At 42.6% G+C, this 18,987-nt stretch carries 18 protein-coding genes; 17 read left to right on the plus strand and 1 reads right to left on the minus strand.

The annotated features are described in order from the left end of the window. Positions 1-235 precede the first annotated feature (235 nt). From lepA to mtaB, 9 genes are all read left to right on the plus strand, one after another. A complete protein-coding gene (gene lepA / locus N1I86_RS13520; protein WP_003355420.1) occupies positions 236-2,062 on the plus strand; it encodes a translation elongation factor 4 in 1,827 nt (608 codons plus the stop codon). A 178-nt stretch (positions 2,063-2,240) separates the two neighbouring features. Next, positions 2,241-3,377, plus strand: coding sequence for a radical SAM family heme chaperone HemW (gene hemW / locus N1I86_RS13525; RefSeq protein WP_003355418.1), 1,137 nt, complete (start codon positions 2,241-2,243; stop codon positions 3,375-3,377). Between the two features lie 86 nt (positions 3,378-3,463). Further along, the gene (hrcA, locus tag N1I86_RS13530) at positions 3,464-4,492 is read left to right on the plus strand and encodes a heat-inducible transcriptional repressor HrcA (RefSeq protein ID WP_003355417.1); all 1,029 of its coding nucleotides are present in this window, start codon (positions 3,464-3,466) and stop codon (positions 4,490-4,492) included. 136 nt (positions 4,493-4,628) lie between these two features. Beyond that, positions 4,629-5,243 (plus strand): nucleotide exchange factor GrpE, encoded by a 615-nt coding sequence (gene grpE, locus N1I86_RS13535; protein ID WP_040341957.1) that lies wholly within the window; start codon positions 4,629-4,631, stop codon positions 5,241-5,243. Positions 5,244-5,282: 39 nt separating this feature from the next. Then, positions 5,283-7,109 carry a molecular chaperone DnaK gene (dnaK, locus tag N1I86_RS13540; RefSeq protein WP_341096731.1) on the plus strand — a complete coding sequence of 609 codons (1,827 nt, stop codon included), beginning with the start codon at positions 5,283-5,285 and terminating at the stop codon, positions 7,107-7,109. Positions 7,110-7,279: 170 nt separating this feature from the next. After that, complete coding sequence (dnaJ, locus tag N1I86_RS13545; RefSeq protein ID WP_003355414.1) at positions 7,280-8,410, plus strand: molecular chaperone DnaJ; 1,131 nt, start codon at positions 7,280-7,282, stop codon at positions 8,408-8,410. 23 nt (positions 8,411-8,433) lie between these two features. After that, a complete protein-coding gene (prmA, locus tag N1I86_RS13550; protein WP_003355413.1) occupies positions 8,434-9,372 on the plus strand; it encodes a 50S ribosomal protein L11 methyltransferase in 939 nt (312 codons plus the stop codon). Positions 9,373-9,390: 18 nt separating this feature from the next. Next, positions 9,391-10,149: a 16S rRNA (uracil(1498)-N(3))-methyltransferase gene (locus N1I86_RS13555; protein ID WP_270583171.1), complete on the plus strand. Its 759-nt coding sequence runs from the start codon at positions 9,391-9,393 to the stop codon at positions 10,147-10,149. Positions 10,150-10,154: 5 nt separating this feature from the next. Next, positions 10,155-11,513: a tRNA (N(6)-L-threonylcarbamoyladenosine(37)-C(2))-methylthiotransferase MtaB gene (mtaB, locus tag N1I86_RS13560; protein WP_003355410.1), complete on the plus strand. Its 1,359-nt coding sequence runs from the start codon at positions 10,155-10,157 to the stop codon at positions 11,511-11,513. Between the two features lie 68 nt (positions 11,514-11,581). Here the strand turns inward: mtaB and N1I86_RS13565 are convergent, their stop codons facing one another. Further along, the gene (locus N1I86_RS13565; RefSeq protein ID WP_048623714.1) at positions 11,582-12,550 is read right to left on the minus strand and encodes a DMT family transporter; all 969 of its coding nucleotides are present in this window, start codon (positions 12,548-12,550) and stop codon (positions 11,582-11,584) included. A gap of 380 nt (positions 12,551-12,930) precedes the next feature. Here N1I86_RS13565 and rpsU point away from each other — a divergent pair, with 380 nt between their 5' ends. From rpsU to N1I86_RS13605, 8 genes are all read left to right on the plus strand, one after another. Continuing rightward, the gene (rpsU, locus tag N1I86_RS13570; protein WP_003355405.1) at positions 12,931-13,104 is read left to right on the plus strand and encodes a 30S ribosomal protein S21; all 174 of its coding nucleotides are present in this window, start codon (positions 12,931-12,933) and stop codon (positions 13,102-13,104) included. A 15-nt stretch (positions 13,105-13,119) separates the two neighbouring features. Further along, complete coding sequence (locus N1I86_RS13575; RefSeq protein WP_341096734.1) at positions 13,120-13,566, plus strand: GatB/YqeY domain-containing protein; 447 nt, start codon at positions 13,120-13,122, stop codon at positions 13,564-13,566. A 309-nt stretch (positions 13,567-13,875) separates the two neighbouring features. After that, positions 13,876-14,550 (plus strand): NfeD family protein, encoded by a 675-nt coding sequence (locus N1I86_RS13580; RefSeq protein ID WP_003355403.1) that lies wholly within the window; start codon positions 13,876-13,878, stop codon positions 14,548-14,550. A gap of 18 nt (positions 14,551-14,568) precedes the next feature. Then, positions 14,569-15,567, plus strand: a complete 999-nt coding sequence (gene floA, locus N1I86_RS13585; RefSeq protein ID WP_003355402.1) for a flotillin-like protein FloA — start codon at positions 14,569-14,571, stop codon at positions 15,565-15,567. Between the two features lie 20 nt (positions 15,568-15,587). Next, positions 15,588-15,941 carry a hypothetical protein gene (locus tag N1I86_RS13590; RefSeq protein ID WP_003355400.1) on the plus strand — a complete coding sequence of 118 codons (354 nt, stop codon included), beginning with the start codon at positions 15,588-15,590 and terminating at the stop codon, positions 15,939-15,941. Between the two features lie 70 nt (positions 15,942-16,011). Continuing rightward, entirely contained in the window at positions 16,012-16,296 is a 285-nt protein-coding gene (gene yqfC / locus N1I86_RS13595; protein ID WP_003355399.1) for a sporulation protein YqfC, read from the plus strand. Between the two features lie 10 nt (positions 16,297-16,306). After that, a complete protein-coding gene (yqfD, locus tag N1I86_RS13600; RefSeq protein WP_341096738.1) occupies positions 16,307-17,551 on the plus strand; it encodes a sporulation protein YqfD in 1,245 nt (414 codons plus the stop codon). Continuing rightward, positions 17,502-18,464, plus strand: coding sequence for a PhoH family protein (locus tag N1I86_RS13605; protein WP_003355397.1), 963 nt, complete (start codon positions 17,502-17,504; stop codon positions 18,462-18,464). Before yqfD ends, N1I86_RS13605 begins: the two co-directional genes overlap by 50 nt. The last annotated feature ends 523 nt before the right edge of the window (positions 18,465-18,987 follow it).

Here is an 18,987-nt window from a genome sequence, read left to right on the forward strand (position 1 = left end):
TACTTCTTCCACTAAGAGAGGGATAACCGCCGTGAATATCTCGAAACACATGAGTGATCCGAACTAGCCACATCAGCTAAAATCGGATAAATCCGATTGAACAGCCAAATATGTGTACGGATTGTGGAAGAGAAGAAGACCGTTTTTGATAAGAAAGGTTTTCATTGAATATTGGCAATCTGACTGCTATAATCGACAATAGTGTACGTGTGCCGATAAACAGGAGTGAATGAGTATGAAGCGGGAAGAAAAACTGAACAGACAGAAGCATATTCGCAATTTTTCCATTATCGCCCATATTGATCATGGGAAATCCACGCTTGCTGATCGCATTCTTGAAAAAACAAACGCCCTATCGGAACGGGAGATGAAAGATCAGCTGCTGGATACGATGGATTTAGAAAGAGAACGCGGCATTACGATCAAGCTGAATGCTGTTCAATTGAAGTATAAAGCGAAAGACGGAGAAGACTATATCTTTCATTTAATCGACACGCCTGGGCATGTCGATTTTACGTATGAAGTTTCGAGAAGCTTGGCAGCTTGCGAAGGAGCCATTCTCGTCGTGGATGCTGCCCAAGGCATTGAAGCTCAGACGCTTGCCAATGTCTATTTAGCCATTGATAATGATTTGGAAATTATCCCAGTCATCAATAAAATTGATTTGCCGGCCGCTGATCCGGAAAGAGTGCGCCAAGAAATCGAGGACGTCATTGGATTAGATGCTTCGGAAGCCGTGCTGGCATCAGCGAAAGCAGGTATCGGAATCGACGAGATACTGGAGCAGATTGTGGAAATGGTTCCGCCTCCGGAAGGGGATCCTGACGCCCCTTTGAAAGCGCTCATTTTCGATTCTTTATATGATCCGTATAAAGGGGTTATCGCCTATATTCGTGTAGTGGATGGATCGGTCAAAGTCGGGGACAAAATTAAAATGATGGCAACGGGAAAAGAGTTTGAGGTTACGGAAGTGGGCGTTTTAACTCCTAAGCCTGTCACTCGGGATGAATTAATGGTTGGAGATGTCGGCTATTTAACGGCCTCCATCAAAAATGTCGGTGATACAAGAGTCGGCGATACCATTACTTCGGCAGTCAACCCGGCTTCTGAACCGCTTCCCGGCTACCGGAAATTAAATCCGATGGTTTATTGCGGAATGTACCCTATCGACTCTGCTAAATTTAATGATCTTCGCGAAGCGCTTGAAAAATTACAATTGAACGATTCTGCTTTGCAATTTGAACCGGAAACGTCACAAGCGCTCGGTTTCGGTTTCCGCTGCGGTTTCTTAGGACTTTTGCATATGGAGATTATTCAAGAGCGGATTGAGCGTGAATTTAAAATTGATTTAATTACGACGGCGCCAAGCGTTATTTATAAAGTTCATACGACGGATGGGAAAGAAGTTCAAGTAGATAATCCGACCAATATGCCGGATCCTCAGAAGATCGATCGGATCGAAGAACCTTATGTTCGAGCCAGCATGATGGTCCCAAATGATTATGTCGGTGCTGTCATGGAATTGGCGCAAGCAAAGCGTGGTCAGTTTATCGATATGCAATATCTTGATGACACTCGCGTCAATGTTATATATGAAATTCCGCTTTCTGAAATTGTGTATGACTTTTTTGATCAGCTAAAGTCCAGTACAAAAGGGTACGCTTCTTTTGATTATGAACTTATTGGATACAAACCGTCGAAATTAGTGAAAATGGATATTTTGCTGAATGGGGAGAAAGTCGATGCCTTAAGCTTTATTGTCCATCGCGATTTTGCTTATGAGAGAGGAAAAGTGATTGTAGAAAAGCTGAAAGACTTAATCCCTAGACAACAATTTGAAGTTCCGGTGCAAGCCGCGATCGGGAGCAAAATTATTGCCAGATCCACGATCAAAGCAATGCGGAAAAATGTATTGTCGAAGTGTTACGGAGGAGACGTTTCCCGGAAACGAAAACTGCTGGAAAAACAAAAAGAAGGAAAGAAACGGATGAAGCAAGTAGGGTCCGTTGAAGTACCGCAAGAAGCCTTCATGGCAGTACTAAAAATGGATGACTCTAAATGACAACGACTGTATCATCAAGTTTCTTTGTAAATAGAAAACGAACGATCGAATGGGAAGGCGAAGTTCCGCTTTCCCTTTCTCGTTTTTTTCCTTGGACCCATTTATAGATCAACTTCGTGTAAAGGACTTTGCTGACTGTGTATAAGGATCTTTTTAATAGGAAAGGGGTGAAGACTTCATGATCGAGTCTGCCTATATCCATATACCGTTTTGTAAACAAATTTGTTATTATTGCGATTTTAATAAGTTCTTTTTGAAAGGCCAGCCGGTTAAACGCTATTTGAAAGCGTTAAAAGAAGAGATGAGGATCACTCTTGAAGCATTTCCCACCCGAGAGCTGAAAACGATCTTTGTCGGAGGGGGGACTCCCACCGCGCTGGAAGCTGACCAGCTGGAAGAACTTTGCAAAACGATCCGCGACATTCTTCCTTTCCAAAAAGGAGAATTTACCTTTGAAGCCAATCCGGATGACTTAACAAAAGAAAAATTGGCCATTCTACACCATTATGGCGTAAACCGACTGAGTTTAGGAGTTCAATCATTTGATGATGAATTGCTGAAAAGAATCGGCCGGACTCATACGGGTAAAGACGTCGTGAAAACAGTGGATATGGCAATCAAAGCAGGATTTGAAAATATCAGTATTGATCTAATGTATGCCCTTCCCGGACAAAAGAAAGAGGATTTTCAGTTGTCGCTGGAAAAAGCGCTTCAACTCGATCTTCCTCATTATTCAGCGTATTCTTTAATCATTGAACCGAAAACGGTTTATTACAATTTAATGAAAAAAGGGAGACTGCCGCTTTCATCCGAGGATTTGGAAGCGGAAATGTATGATCTGCTGATGGATGAAATGGAACGGCATGGAATTCATCAATACGAAATCAGCAATTTTGCTAAAAAGGGCTATGAAAGCAAGCATAATCTTGTTTACTGGAATAATGGCGAATATTATGGGTTTGGCGCTGGGGCACATTCGTATGTGAATGGGAAGAGACGAGCTAATTACGGGCCGCTGAAAAAATATATGGGGCAGGTGGAAAACGGCCAGTTTCCTGTTATGGAAGAAATCAGTCTCAGCCAAGAAGAAAAGATGGAAGAAGAAATGTTTTTAGGATTGCGAAAAACAGAAGGAGTGTCAATGACTCGCTTTCAGCATAAATTTGGGATAGAGCTTATGGAGATTTTCTCATCTCCTGCGAAAGAAATGGAAAACAAAGGACTAGTGGAAGTACAAGGAGATTTTATCCGTCTCACGAAAAAAGGAAGGTTTTTGGGAAATGAAGTGTTCCAAGCTTTTCTTGGCATTAGTTAAATGATTGACAGAGGAGTCCCCTTTTGATAAGTTATTTAATAGATTTAGCACTCGATAGAAGAGAGTGCTAACAGAGGTGATGTAAGGTGTTAACAGATCGCCAATTGCTGATTCTGCAAGCAATTATTGATGACTTTATTCGATCTGCACAACCTGTCGGCTCGCGCAGTTTATCCAAAAAAAGCGAAATCCATTTTAGTTCGGCCACCATTCGCAATGAAATGGCTGATTTGGAAGAATTGGGATTTCTTGAAAAAACGCATACTTCATCAGGGAGAATTCCGTCTGAAAAAGGGTATCGCTACTACGTTGATCATCTCCTTCATCCGGAGAAACTCAATAAACAAGATATTATGACGATTCGCTCCATCTTCGCTGAAAGGATTTATGAAATGGAGAGGATCGTACAAAAGTCGGCGAAAATTTTATCAGAGCTGACCAATTATACAGCGATTGCGCTGGGGCCAAGATTAAAAGAGAACAAATTAAAAAGAATCCAAATTGTCCCTTTAAATAAGGAAACGGCGGTTGCCATCATTGTGACGGATACCGGACATGTGGAAAATCGGACCTTTACTCTCCCGAAAACGATCAGTTCAGGCGATATAGAAAAAATGGTCAATATTTTAAATGAACGATTATTTGGCGTTCCGCTTGACAATTTGCAGGATCACATATATAAAGAAGTGGCAACGCTGCTTCGCCAGCATATATCTAATTATGACGATATTCTTCGCTCGCTGGTGAGGGCGGTAGAACTTCCAGCCGATGAAAAATTATTTTTCGGCGGGAAGACCAATATGTTGAATCAGCCTGAATTTCATGATATCGAGAAAATTCGGTTATTACTGGATATGATTGAACAAGAGAAAGGCATTGCCCGTTTGTTGAACCAAATTCCAATTGGCATTCAAGTGAAAATTGGAAGAGAAAACAAAAATTTGGCCATGAAAGATTGCAGTCTCATCACGGCTTCCTATTCTATAGGAGATAAACATGTGGGAACCATTGCCGTTTTAGGTCCGACTCGTATGGAGTATTCAAGAGTCATCAGTCTGCTCCAGTTTTTTAGCGATAGTTTGAGTAATGTATTGACAAAATTGTATCAAAATTAAACATGGTGGAAATATTGAGGAGTGTTGATAGCGGGCGGTAACCGGCTTTTAGGCTGGCTGCTCTCTTTTTCTTTGTCTTTCCACTTTCCGCCATTTTAAGGAGGTGAATCCATTGACAGAAGAAAAAAAACAATCGATGGATAAGACAGAGCAAGAATTAAAAGAGAAAGAAAACGAAGAACTTCAGTCTGAAACTGAGAATAAACCGGAACTTTCTGAACAAGTAGCTGAACAATCGGAAGAATCTCCAGAAAATGGGGATAATGTTCAAGAAGAAAATCAAACAGATATCGAAAAGCAAAAACAAAAAATTAAAGAATTGGAGACTAAACTGGAGGAAGCAGAGAATCGTTATTTGCGATTGTTGGCGGACTTTGAAAATTATCGCCGGCGTGTGAATATCGAAAAGCAAGCCAGCGAAAAATATCGAGCCCAAAGCTTAATCTCTGACCTTCTTCCCGTTCTGGACAATTTTGAACGAGCATTGCAAGTAACGGTCTCTGATGAACAAGCCAAATCTCTTCTTCAAGGAATGAAGATGGTTTACAATGGTGTTTTGGAAGCCTTAAAAAAAGAAGGACTTGAAGAAATTGAAGCGGCTGGAAAAGAGTTTGATCCAAATATTCATCAAGCCGTCATGGTGGCTAACGATGAAACGGTTGGTCCTAACATCGTAGTGGAAGAACTTCAAAAAGGCTATAAATTAAAAGACCGTGTGATACGTCCTGCGATGGTGAAAGTAAATCAATAGGACGGAAAGTTTTACATAACAAGTTAGGAGGTATGAGACATGAGCAAGATCATTGGGATTGATTTAGGAACTACAAACTCTTGTGTTGCCGTTCTTGAAGGCGGTGAACCGAAAGTAATTCCCAATCCGGAAGGAAACCGTACAACTCCTTCGGTTGTAGCCTTTAAAAATGGGGAAAGACAAGTAGGGGAAGTGGCAAAACGTCAAGCCATTACCAACCCGAATACCATTATTTCCATTAAACGTCATATGGGAACGGACTATAAAGTGGAAATTGAAGGGAAACAATATACTCCACAAGAAATTTCTGCAATGATTTTACAATACTTAAAATCCTATGCAGAAGACTATTTGGGAGAAAAAGTAGAAAAAGCGGTTATTACTGTACCTGCTTATTTTAATGACGCACAACGTCAAGCCACAAAAGATGCCGGTAAAATTGCCGGTTTGGAAGTCGAACGGATCATCAACGAACCAACTGCGGCTGCTCTTGCTTATGGATTAGACAAAATGGAAGATGATCAAACAATTTTAGTATACGACCTTGGTGGAGGAACGTTTGACGTCTCCATTCTTGAATTGGGCGACGGCGTGTTTGAAGTGCGCGCTACTGCCGGAGATAACCATCTTGGCGGCGATGATTTTGACCAAGTGATTATTGACTACTTAGTGGAAGAATTCAAAAAAGAAAACGGAATTGATTTGTCAAAAGACAAAATGGCTATGCAACGTTTAAAAGATGCTGCCGAAAAAGCGAAAAAAGATCTTTCTGGTGTAACGACGACACAAATCTCTTTGCCGTTCATTACAGCAGGAGAATCAGGACCTCTTCATTTGGAAATGACCTTGACGCGTGCTAAATTTGACGAACTCTCTGCGCACCTGGTAGAACGTACAATGGGACCGACGCGTCAAGCACTTCAAGATGCCGGTTTAACTCCTGCTGATATCGACAAAGTTATACTTGTCGGGGGATCTACTCGTATACCGGCGGTTCAAGAAGCCATTCGCAAAGAAATTGGAAAAGAACCGCATAAAGGGGTCAATCCGGATGAAGTAGTGGCCATGGGTGCTGCTATTCAAGGAGGAGTTTTGACAGGCGATGTGAGAGACGTTGTATTGCTGGACGTTACTCCGCTTTCACTCGGAATTGAAACGATGGGCGGCGTGTTCACGAAATTGATCGAACGCAATACCACGATTCCGACATCGAAGTCGCAAATTTTCTCCACTGCAGCTGATAACCAAACGGCTGTGGATATTCACGTTCTTCAAGGAGAACGCCCGATGGCAGCGGATAACAAAACACTTGGCCGTTTCCAATTAACGGATATTCCACCTGCTCCAAGAGGAGTACCGCAAATTGAAGTGACTTTCGATATCGACAAAAACGGTATCGTTAACGTTAGTGCGAAAGATTTAGGAACTGGAAAAGAGCAAAAAATTACGATTAAATCGTCCTCTGGATTGTCCGAAGAAGAAATTCAACGCATGATCAAAGAAGCAGAGGAAAATGCGGAAGCTGATAGAAAACGCAAAGAAGAAGCAGAACTTCGCAACGAAGCTGACCAGCTCGTCTTTACGGTTGACAAGACTTTGAAAGAGCTGGAAGGAAAAGTGGATGCCGGCGAAGTGAAAAAAGCGGAAGAAGCTAGAGATGCCTTGAAAGCCGCCATTGAAAAAAATAATTTGGAAGAAATTCGCCAAAAGAAAGAGGCTCTTCAAGAAATCGTTCAAAACCTCTCCATCAAACTTTATGAAAATGCAGCCCAACAAGCACAATCTCAACAAGGAAATGACAGCAAGAAAAAAGATGACAATGTAGTGGATGCGGAATTCGAAGAAATGAACGACGACAAGAAATAATGGCCGTTTGAGGAAAAGAAAAAAGTCAAAGTCAGGTGTTCTTCATGGCTTTGGCTTTTTTCTTCATTGGCATCAAACATTTCCTTTCACCGCAGCTAACGATTTCATTGCATAACGGCTGGATTCAATGATAAAATATTCTTTATGTGAGATGCGGGAGTGTTCTAGGTATGAGTAAAAGAGATTATTATGAAGTTTTAGGCGTGAGTAAAAACGCTTCAAAAGATGAAATTAAAAGAGCATATCGAAAACTTTCAAAGAAATACCACCCGGATATCAATAAAGAACCTGGCGCCGAAGAAAAGTTTAAAGAAGTGAAAGAGGCATATGAAGTTTTAAGCGATGATCAAAAACGCGCCCGCTATGACCAATTTGGACATGAGGATCCAAGTCAAAATCAAGGCTTTGGCGGAGGATTCAGCGGTTTTGATGGTTTTGGCGGCTTTGAAGACATTTTCAATACATTTTTTGGCGGGGGCGGTTCAAGAAGAAGAAATCCGAATGCTCCAAGAGCAGGAGCCGATCTGCAATATTCCATGAGCATTTCGTTTGAAGAGGCCGTTTTTGGAAAAGAAACCGATATTCAAATTCCAAAGGAAGAAACATGCGATACTTGCGGCGGTTCCGGAGCAAAGCCGGGAACGAAACCGGAAACTTGTCCACATTGCCACGGAACCGGGCAAATCAGCACGGAGCAAAATACGCCATTTGGACGCATTGTCAACCGACGGGTATGTACGCATTGTGATGGCACTGGTCAAATCATTCGAGAAAAATGTTCGACTTGCGGCGGAACCGGTAAAGTGAGAAAAAGACGTCGCATTCATATTAAAATACCGGCTGGAATCGACGATGGACAACAACTGCGTGTGGCCGGTCAAGGAGAACCTGGGGTTAACGGGGGTCCTCCTGGAGATTTGTACATTGTATTCCATGTAAAGCCTCATGAGTTTTTCGAGCGGGACGGAGACGATATTTATTGTGAAATGCCACTTACCTTCGCCCAAGCGGCATTGGGAGACGAGATAGAAGTCCCTACCCTTCATGGCAAGGTGAAATTGAAAATTCCTGCCGGTACACAAACAGGAACAAAATTCCGCCTGCGCGGAAAAGGGGCTCCGAATGTGCACGGCTATGGAGTCGGAGACCAGCATATCATTGTGAAAGTCGTAACGCCAACGAAGCTCACCGAAAAACAAAAACAATTATTGCGTGAATTTGCGGAGATTGGCGGTTCCATTCCAGATGAACAACACGAATCATTGTTTGATAAGGTGAAAAGGGCAATTAAACGCGATTAATAAGAAACGGAGCAAAGCAAAACATGAAATGGTCGGAAATCAGTATCCATACAACAAACGAAGCAATTGAACCTATTTCAAACATTTTGCACGAAGCTGGGGCAAGCGGTGTTGTGATTGAAGATCCTTATGAGTTGACGAAAGAAAGGGAAGATCAATTCGGGGAAATTTATCAACTAAATCCTGATGATTATCCTGAAGAAGGGGTTATTATTAAAGCCTATCTTCCCATTAACAGTTTCCTTGGCGAAACGGTAGAAGAGATCAAGCAAGCAATCAACAATCTTGTCTTATTCGACATTGATATCGGAGAAAATAAGGTTACGATCAGCGAAGTGCATGAAGAAGAATGGGCGACGGCTTGGAAAAAATATTACAATCCTGTCAAAGTATCCGAGAAATTCACGATTGTACCGACATGGGAGGAATACAAGCCTGTTTCGACCGATGAACTGATCATTGAATTAGATCCGGGAATGGCGTTTGGAACCGGCACCCATCCAACGACGGTTATGTGCTTGCAGGCGTTGGAGAAGATCGTCAAACCGGGGGATAGAGTGATCGATGTCGGTACTGGTTCCGGGGTATTGAGCATCGGTGCTGCCTTATTGGGAGCCGAAAAAGTGATGGCCTTCGATTTAGATGAGGTGGCCGTTCGGGCCGCAAGGTTAAATACGAAATTAAATAAAGTCCAAGACGTCGTAACAGTGCAGCAAAATAATTTATTGGATGGGGTCTCCGAACAAGCTGACGTTGTCGTAGCCAACATATTGGCGGAAGTGATTGTAAGATTTGCGGAGGATGCTGCAAAGGTTGTCAAACCAGGGGGATATTTTATTACTTCCGGCATTATTCAGAAAAAACGTCAAGAAGTGATAGAGGTCCTTACAAAATGCGGATTTAAGATAGAAGAAACAATGTTGATGGAAGACTGGGTGGCGATCATCGCCAAACGAATGTAGAGATTGGATGGTGACAGCGTGCAGCGCTACTTTATTCACGAACCAATAAAGGATGATCAGTCATTTAGAATAAAAGGCGAAGATTTTCATCATTTGTCGCGGGTTATGAGAATGAAAGCCGGAGACCATTTTTATGCTGTTTTTTCTGATCGCCAAAACCAAACGGCGTTGGCGATTTTGGACGAAATTTCTAGCGACTGTGCCCGGGCCACGGTAGTAAAATGGATCCGTGATGAAAAGGAGTTGCCGATCCAAGTGACGGTGGCCAGCGGATTGCCAAAAGGAGATAAACTAGAGCTGATCATTCAAAAAGGAACGGAACTTGGAGCTTCTTCTTTTTTGCCTTTTATGGCAGAGCGCTCCATCGTAAAATGGGATGAAAAGAAGATGCACAAAAAAGTAGTCCGCTGGGAAAAAATTGCGAAAGAAGCGGCGGAACAATCTCAGCGAACCGTCATTCCGGAAATATACGAGCCCGTTTCGATTGAAAAGTTATGTGAAATGGCTGACCGCTATACTTGGAAATTATTTGCCTATGAAGAAGCGGCAAAAGAAGGAGAGCATCGGCAATTTTATGAAACGTTGAAAAATGTAAAGCAAAAAGACACCCTGTTGATCGCATTTGGGCCGGAAGGAGGCTTTTCCCAAGAAGAAGCTTCCTTATTGTCTGAAAAAGGGTTTATTCCGTGCGGCTTAGGGCCAAGAATATTACGGACGGAAACGGCTCCTCTTTATGCTTTATCCGCGATTTCCTATCATTTTGAATTAATGAGGTGATTTACATGCCGACAGTGGCATTCCATACATTAGGATGTAAAGTAAACCACTATGAAACAGAGGCCATTTGGCAGCTGTTTAAAGGTGCAGGCTATGAACGGGTTGATTTTGATTCTATTTCGGATATTTATGTGATTAATACTTGCACGGTGACCAATACAGGCGATAAAAAAAGCCGTCAAGTCATCCGGCGTGCTGTTCGAAAAAATCCTGACGCTGTTATTTGTGTCACGGGTTGCTATGCGCAAACATCGCCTGCGGAAGTTTTGGAAATTCCGGGAGTCGATATTGTCATCGGCACTCAAGATCGGACGAAAATTCTTGATTTTGTTGAGAAGTATCAAAAGGAACGGCAGCCAATCAACGCTGTCAAAAACATTATGAAAAACCGAGTGTTTGAAGAAATGGACGTTCCGGCCTTTACGGATCGCACAAGAGCTTCTTTAAAAATTCAAGAAGGCTGCAATAATTTTTGCACATTCTGCATTATTCCATGGGCTAGGGGACTTATGCGTTCACGCGATCCGAAAGAAGTCATTCGCCAAGCGCAACAGCTTGTCGATGCCGGCTACAAAGAAATTGTTCTTACCGGAATTCATACAGGCGGATATGGGACTGATATGAAAGATTACAATCTGGCTATGCTATTAAGAGACATAGAAGAACAAGTTCATGGGCTGAAGCGCCTTCGTATTTCTTCTATTGAAGCGAGCCAGCTCACGGATGAAGTAATTGATGTAATCGACCGCTCCAACATCGTCGTTCGTCACTTACATATTCCGTTGCAATCGGGTTCTAACACTGTGTTGAAAAGAATGCGCCGCAAATATACGATGGAGTTTTTTGCGGAACGGTTAAATCGACTGCGCGAAGCGCTTCCGGGATTAGCTGTCACGTCCGATGTGATTGTGGGCTTTCCGGGAGAAACAGAAGAAGAATTTATGGAAACCTATAACTTTGTAAAAGAACATAAATTCGCAGAGCTCCACGTATTCCCGTATTCTAAAAGAACGGGAACACCGGCAGCCAGAATGGAAAATCAAATTGACGAAGAAGTCAAAAATGAACGGGTTCACCGTCTCATTACGCTTTCCGATCAATTGGCAAAAGAGTACGCTTCTCAGTTCGAAGGGGAAGTGCTGGAAGTGATACCGGAAGAACGTTATAAAGAAGACCCAGAAAGCGGGCTGTACGAAGGATATACCGATAATTACTTAAAGGTAGTGTTCCCTGCTTCAGAAGACATGGTAGGAAAGCTTGTCAAAGTGAAGATTACAAAAGCCGGCTATCCATACAACGAAGCACAGTTTGTCCGCGTCCTTGATGACGATGTTCCCGCTGGAAAAGCTGCGCGTTTAGCGTAAAAGAAAGGAGAATGCACTAGAGGCATTCTCTTTTGCTTTTATACAAGTTCCGTCGTATCCTGCCTTTGTTATACATGGATCGTCTCATTGTTCTGTTCTTTTTTGGGACGCGACAAGAAACTGTGCAAAAGCATGCCGATAACGACAAAACTGATTCCCAGCCAAGACAGGGGAGAAGGAAGAGGAGCGGATAATACGATCATTTCACCGATTATGGCGAACAACACTTCCGATGACTGGGTTGCTTCCACAGCGCACAATTTTTGCATGTTTCCTTTTACCATATCAGTAGCCGCAAAAAACATAACGGTTGCGATCACTCCGGAAAATATAGCCACCCAACCAGTTTGAATGATCTGTCCGAGGCTGGGGGGTCCGATCACAGCTGCTCCGTACAACGAAAGGACGATCCAAAAAGGAAGGCTTGCGATCGTCATGCCAAGTACACGTTGATAAGCGTCTAAGCGATGAGAAACGGCCGCCATCATTTTCCGATTCCCGAGCGGATAAGCAAAGGAAGCCAACATAACGGGGAAGATGCACAGCACAGCGTCGGCAGCTGAAATTCGAGCAGCGTGTTCGAATTGTATAAAAGCCACCCCTAACAGAATGAAGCTAGACATGGCCAGACCACGGGTGGGAATGTGTCCTCGCAGCTTGAGGGGGCCTCGTGCGGTTTGGACGGTTTCGTAAAAAAACGGTGCAAGAAGTGAACCCGAAATGATGGTTATTTGCCAAGTAGCGGCAATCAGCCAACCAGGACCATAGGCAGCGGCAAAACACAAAGGCGCATAAAATAGGCCAAAGCCAACCGTACTCCATAACAGCCATTCATAAGGCTTTTTTTTCATTTCTTGCCAAAGAGTTTTAAGACCCTTGCGGAAAGCAACGATCACCATCATGGGAGGAACCATAAAAAAATAGCGCAAAGAAGCGCTCCATATCCAGCTTCCGCCTTCTAAATCCATCATCCGATTGAATAGGAATGTAAACGCAAAAAAGAAAGCGGCTAAAACCCCTAACAGAATCGGACGCATACCCATCGTCCTCCTTTCGGAAAAGAGTGAATATTCTTATAAAATGTTTCGGTTTTATCCGCTGAAAAAACTTATGGTCTAAATTTGATCCATTTTGAACCATTTGGATAAATTGAACGCAACAAACTACTCGAAGATTATTTTACTCCGTGCAGTTTGTCTATGTAACCAATTTTTTAGAAAAAAGAGATTGGAATCATTCAATTCTGTTTCTCCAGCCATGGAGTGGTGGCTGTAGAAACATTTTGTCTAAGGCATCCATTTCCTCATGAGGAGAGAATTGTTGACCTAAAGACAAGCATATATTATAATGTCATAGTACATGTTATGGTCATAAACCAATATGTAATCGTACTGTGTTCGGAGGGAGGGGAAGAGAGATGTCAAAAACGATTGTTCGCAAAAATGAATCGCTTGAAGATGCTCTTCGTCGTTTTAAACGTCAAGTATCTAAAACAGGTACTTTACAAGAGTACAGAAAACGCGAATTTTATGAAAAGCCAAGCGTAAGACGCAAGAAAAAGTCTGAAGCGGCCAGAAAACGCAAGTATTAAGAGAGGGTGTAGTCATTGAGTCTTCTCGAACGTTTAAATCACGACATGAAACAAGCGATGAAGAATAGGGAAAAAGAAAAGCTTTCTGTCATTCGCATGCTGAAAGCTGCTCTTCAAAACGAAGCGATCAAGCTTGGAAAAAGTGAGTTGGCAGAAGACGAAGAGTTGACAGTCCTTTCTCGCGAAGTAAAACAACGGAAAGACTCCCTCCAAGAATTTCAGAATGCAGGTCGTGAAGATCTTGTTGAGAAAATTCAAACTGAACTGACTTACGTGAGTGAATATATGCCTAAACCATTAACAGAAGATGAACTTGAGCAAATTGTTACGGAAACAATTGCTGAAGTGAATGCTTCTTCAAAAGCTGATTTTGGAAAAGTAATGAGCGCCATAATGCCAAAAGTAAAGGGGAAGGCAGATGGCTCTCTTGTCAATAAGCTAGTTCAGAAACATTTATCGTAAATAAAAAAGAGAGGCGAAGACGATCGCCTCTCTTTTTTTGTGGGCGAATTTTGAGCGTTTAACCTCCTTTTTCTGATCTATTTTCATATATAAATGAAAAATCATTCGAAACTTTTTTCGGTATTAGGCGTAAATAAGATAACGGGAATGGTGGAGGTGTAAGCGATCGCGAGAATATCATTTTTATTCGTACTTTGTTTACTGTTGCTGCCTGTAGAAGTGTGTGCCAATCAATCGGAATCCACTCTTCAGCAAGGGAAATCGTTTCCCGGAGAGAAGAGTGTTTTGGCGTTTGAAAAGGAGAAAGGAATGACAAATGAAGTTCATGAAAGCTTTGCAGTGAAGTGGAGCCGTATTCTGACCCATCCAGCCATGGTGACCATTTTATTGAGCATTGCCAGTTTGGCATTCGTCATGGAACTTTTTACTCCTAGATTTGGAATTGTCGGAATTATAGGTATATTGGCTCTTGCGTTTTTTTTCTGGGCACATATTACTGCTGGTACGGCCGGGTATGAAGCCGTTGCATTCTTTTTAGTGGGTGTTGTTCTTTTAACCGCTGAATTATTTTTACCGGGCGGAATAGCCGGAATATTAGGGCTTTCCGCCATGATCGTAAGCATTTTGACGGTTGGAGATAATCGATTATGGATGGGGATTTCACTGTTGATCGCCATCGGGGTTGCCGTGACGGGGATGATCGTCATGAGAAGAGTGTTTCACCAAAAAATGAAGCTTTTTCAAAGGATGGTCCTGACCGATTCCACAGATTCAGAAAAAGGCTATGTTTCCCATGTGAATCGATATGATTTGATCGGAAAAACAGGTGTTTCGGTTACTCCTCTTCGTCCATCCGGGACTATTCTGATAGATGAGGAACGAATCGATGCGATTACGGAAGGAAATTATATTGCGAAAGATAAAAAAATTCAGGTAGTAAAAGTGGAAGGCGTTCGTATTATTGTAAGAGAAGTAAAACAATAAAAGGCAGGAGGAATAGGAATGGATCCAGGAATGATGTTTGTTCTTATCCTGATTGTGATTGGACTTATTTTATTAGCCATACTTTTGACCATTGTTCCGGTTATGCTTTGGATTTCGGCATTGGCGGCCGGAGTCAGAGTCAGCATTTTCACATTGATTGGGATGAGGCTTAGAAGGGTGATTCCAAGCCGTGTCATCAATCCGTTAATTAAAGCGTCGAAAGCCGGCTTAAACGTAACAACCAACCAGTTGGAAAGCCATTATTTAGCAGGCGGGAATGTCGATCGTGTCGTCAACGCTTTGATCGCAGCGCACCGGGCGAATATCGAACTTTCCTTCGAACGCGCCGCTGCGATTGATCTTGCCGGCCGTGACGTCTTGCAGGCAGTGCAAATGAGCGTCAATCCAAAAGTCATTGAAACTCCTTTTATTGCTGGTGTAGCGATGAACGGGATAGAAGTCAAAGCGAAAGCTCGAATTACGGTAAGAGCCAATATTGACCGCCTTGTCGGGGGAGCGGGGGAAGAAACGGTTATTGCCCGTGTCGGGGAAGGAATTGTTTCGACGATCGGTTCAGCTGATGACCATAAAAAAATATTAGAAAACCCGGATATGATTTCGCAGACAGTACTTGCGAAGGGGCTTGATTCTGGAACTGCATTTGAAATTCTTTCGATCGATATTGCCGATGTGGACGTTGGAAAAAATATAGGGGCCGAACTGCAAACAGAACAGGCGGAAGCAGATAAACAAATTGCTCAGGCTAAAGCGGAGGAACGTCGTGCCATTGCTGTGGCGACCGAACAAGAAATGAAAGCTAAAGTTCAAGAAATGAGAGCGAAAGTTGTAGAGGCAGAAGCAGAAGTGCCGTTGGCTACTGCAGAGGCTCTTAGAAAAGGAAATCTAGGCGTTTTGGATTATTTCAATCTTCGCAATATCGTGGCTGATACAGGGATGAGAGAATCGATCGGCAAACTGACTGGGGATTCAAAAGAGAATGATACACGAAAAGGGTAGAAGATGAAAGGAGAATCGCGATGGAAACCATGATCGGACTTTTGATTATCATTGTTGGAAGCTATCTATATAACATGTTCATGAGAAAAGCGAAACCCCAGCAAAAACGTTCCATCAATCGCATTAAAAAGGAAAGAACGGCGGAAAAAACGCATCCTTTGTCGGCAAAGGCTACGAAGGATCTTGAACCGAATTTCATTCGACATTCAAAACGAAATGAACGAGAAGATCATCAAGCCCGGGCAGCGTTTGAAATCAAAGAGGCTGCGGAAGAACAGTCTGCCATGACCATTCAAGAAAAGGAATTGGTTAAGGGGATCATTTTAGCTGAAGTTCTTGGTCCTCCAAGAGCGAAAAGGAATTATTTTTCCTAGGCAGGATCAAAAGAAGTGCTGAAACTTCCTTTTATTTCATACATATGAAATGAGAGGAGGTTCTTTTTTTATGGCAAAAAAGTGGCGGCAACAAGTAAAAAACTGGTTTGCTAAAACACTTGACCTACCTGAAGATGTCATGATGGACCTTCCAAGAATTACGATGATCGGACAAATCCATATATACGTGGAAAACCATCGGGGGTTGCTATCTTTTTCTGATAAAGAAGTTAGGCTGTTGCTGAAACAAGGACAGTTATTAATAAAAGGAAGTTCGTTTGTCATTAAAACCATTTTGCCGGAAGAAATTTTGCTGGAAGGTAGAGTGGACCAAGTTTTGTATTTGGAACAGTAGGGGGATAGTGATGAAAAACCAGTGGACGATGTTTTTGAAAGGAAAAGTATTGGTCAAAGCGGAGGGCCAAGGGACGGAACGATTCCTTAATCATTTGGTAAGGTCCAACCTTTCTGTCTGGAATGCCAAAAAAACCGGGACGAAATCGGTGATATTCTATATTCAATTGGAGGATCTTTCCGAATTTCGTAAAATTGCCCGTCATTTCGAAGGAAAAATCACGTTTCTCGAAGGAAGCGGCGGTCCGTTTATAGGAAAGAAGCTTATGAAAAACAGCGGCTTGTTGGCGGGGGTGCTCTCGTTTCTCATTATATTGGTGGTGCTTTCCAATATGGTATGGGGGATCGAAATATCGGGTGCCAGTCCGGAAATGGAACATGCCATTCGGAAAGAATTAAAAAGCATGGGCATTCAAAAAGGAAAACTGCAATTTTTCATAGATGACGTCGATTCGATTCAACGTCAGTTAACAAGTCGGGTGGAAGGAATTACATGGGTTGGTGTACATTTAAACGGGACAACCTATCATTTTCAAGTAGTCGAAAAAACCGAGCCAAAGGAAAAAAAGACAACAGGACCGCAAAATTTAGTAGCGAAAAAGAAAGCTGTCATTGTTAAAATGTTTGTTGAGAAAGGACAGCCTGTAGTGAAGCGAAATCAGTTTGTTCAAAAAGGGCAATTGCTTGTTTCCGGTTGGGTTGGCAACGAAGAACATCTAAAAAGCGTGGCTTCCAAGGGAAAGGTTTGGGGAGAAACGTGGTACAAATCATCCGTTGAACTGCCGCTTGAGACGACGTTTCAAGTTTTTACCGGCAAGGAAAATAGAAGCTATTTTTTGAAAATAGGAAAGTTTTCTATTCCTGTCTGGGGATGGTGGAAGAAGGAAACATTTAAATTGACGGCCTTGGAAGAAAGCAGCCATCCTATCAAGTTTTTCCGTTGGGAACTTCCAGTTGAATGGGGCCAGTCGATCAAACGTGAATATAAAATCGTGGAACGCCGATATACGGTGAATCAGGCGGTTCAAGAGGCGAATCAATTAGCAAGAAAGGATTTGAGAAAGCATCTTCAGTCGGATGCACAAATTACGGGCGAAAAAATTTTGCATCGAAGAATAGAGAATGGTAAAGTTAGGATAACAGTATATTTCCAAGTGATTGAAGATATTGCAAAAGGACAACCAATCATTCAAGGAGATAAAGCGAATGACAGAAAAAACCAAAAATCTGGAAATCATCCTGGAAGATCCGAATGAGGCAGTAGCTTTGTTCGGCATATCAGACAGCAATTTAAAAACGCTGGAAGAAGAATTTCAAGTTTCTCTCATTACAAGAGGTGAAACGATTCTTATTTCAGGGAAAGAACAAGAAGTCGAGATTGTACACAACATTTTAAAACAGCTGTTGAATGTGATGAGGAAAGGGATCCACATCAGCCAAAGAGATGTTGTGTACGCTGTACAAATGGCGAAACAAGGGACAATCGATTACTTCGATGGATTGTATGACAAAGAAATTGCGAAAAATGCGAAAGGAAAATCCATTCGCGTCAAGACAATTGGCCAGCAGCATTATGTTTCAGCCATTCGACAACATGACCTTGTATTTGGGATAGGACCTGCGGGAACGGGGAAAACGTTTTTAGCGGTCGTGATGGCGGTGCATGCACTCAAAAATGGATTCGTAAAACGCATCATTTTAACAAGACCTGCCGTTGAAGCAGGGGAAAGCCTAGGATTCTTGCCCGGGGATTTAAAAGAAAAAGTAGATCCCTATCTGCGGCCTCTCTACGATGCGCTTCATGATGTATTAGGCGTTGAACATACGCAGCGCTTGATTGAGAGAGGAACGATTGAAATTGCTCCGCTTGCCTATATGCGGGGCCGAACATTGGATGATGCTTTTATTATATTGGATGAGGCTCAAAATACCACTCGTGCCCAAATGAAAATGTTTTTGACCCGGCTTGGATTCGGATCGAAAATGGTCATCACTGGCGACAGAACTCAGATAGATCTCCCGAAAGGGGTCCATTCCGGACTTATTAGTGCTGAACATATTTTGCGGGATGTACCGGGGATTGGTTTTATATACTTAGAACAAACGGATGTTGTAAGGCATCCATTAGTTTCTAAAATTATTGAGGCCTATGATCGTTTCGATGAATAAGTCCGGTGGCGACACCCGGGCTTATTCTTTATGTGCGCCCGGCATGTACATGAACTATAGGGTGTAAGTCCCGAACCCCGAAGACAGAAGTAGAGGTTAGCCAAGAGCAAGGGTGTCCGTGGTGACGCGGAATCTGAAGGAAGCTGGAGGCAAAACACCGGACCGAGGAACACGAACCTCATATAAGGCTAGGTATGATTGAGTGAGTTTGCATAACAAAACAAAGCTCTTTCTGTCGAAGGTCATATCGAGTAAATGAGGCGGATAGATGGTGTGAAAGTGCATGTACTTACCCGGGGAGGTCTGGCGGATAGGTGAAGTACTCTTCATAACCAACTTAGTGATAAGTAGCTGAACCGTCAGAAGTCAGCAGAGGTCATAGTATTAGTTGGTCTAGAACAACTAAGAAGGACCGAACAATTAAGAGAGAATAGCCCTTGGTATTCAGTGAGTCATGATGAACACAGAAAACGTAGTACCTCACTTGAGGGAGGAAGCGGTGAATCCCGTGGGAGACCTCTTG

Source organism: Bacillus sp. FSL W8-0116 (assembly GCF_038003825.1).
Lineage (GTDB): Bacteria > Bacillota > Bacilli > Bacillales > DSM-4216 > Bacillus_O > Bacillus_O smithii.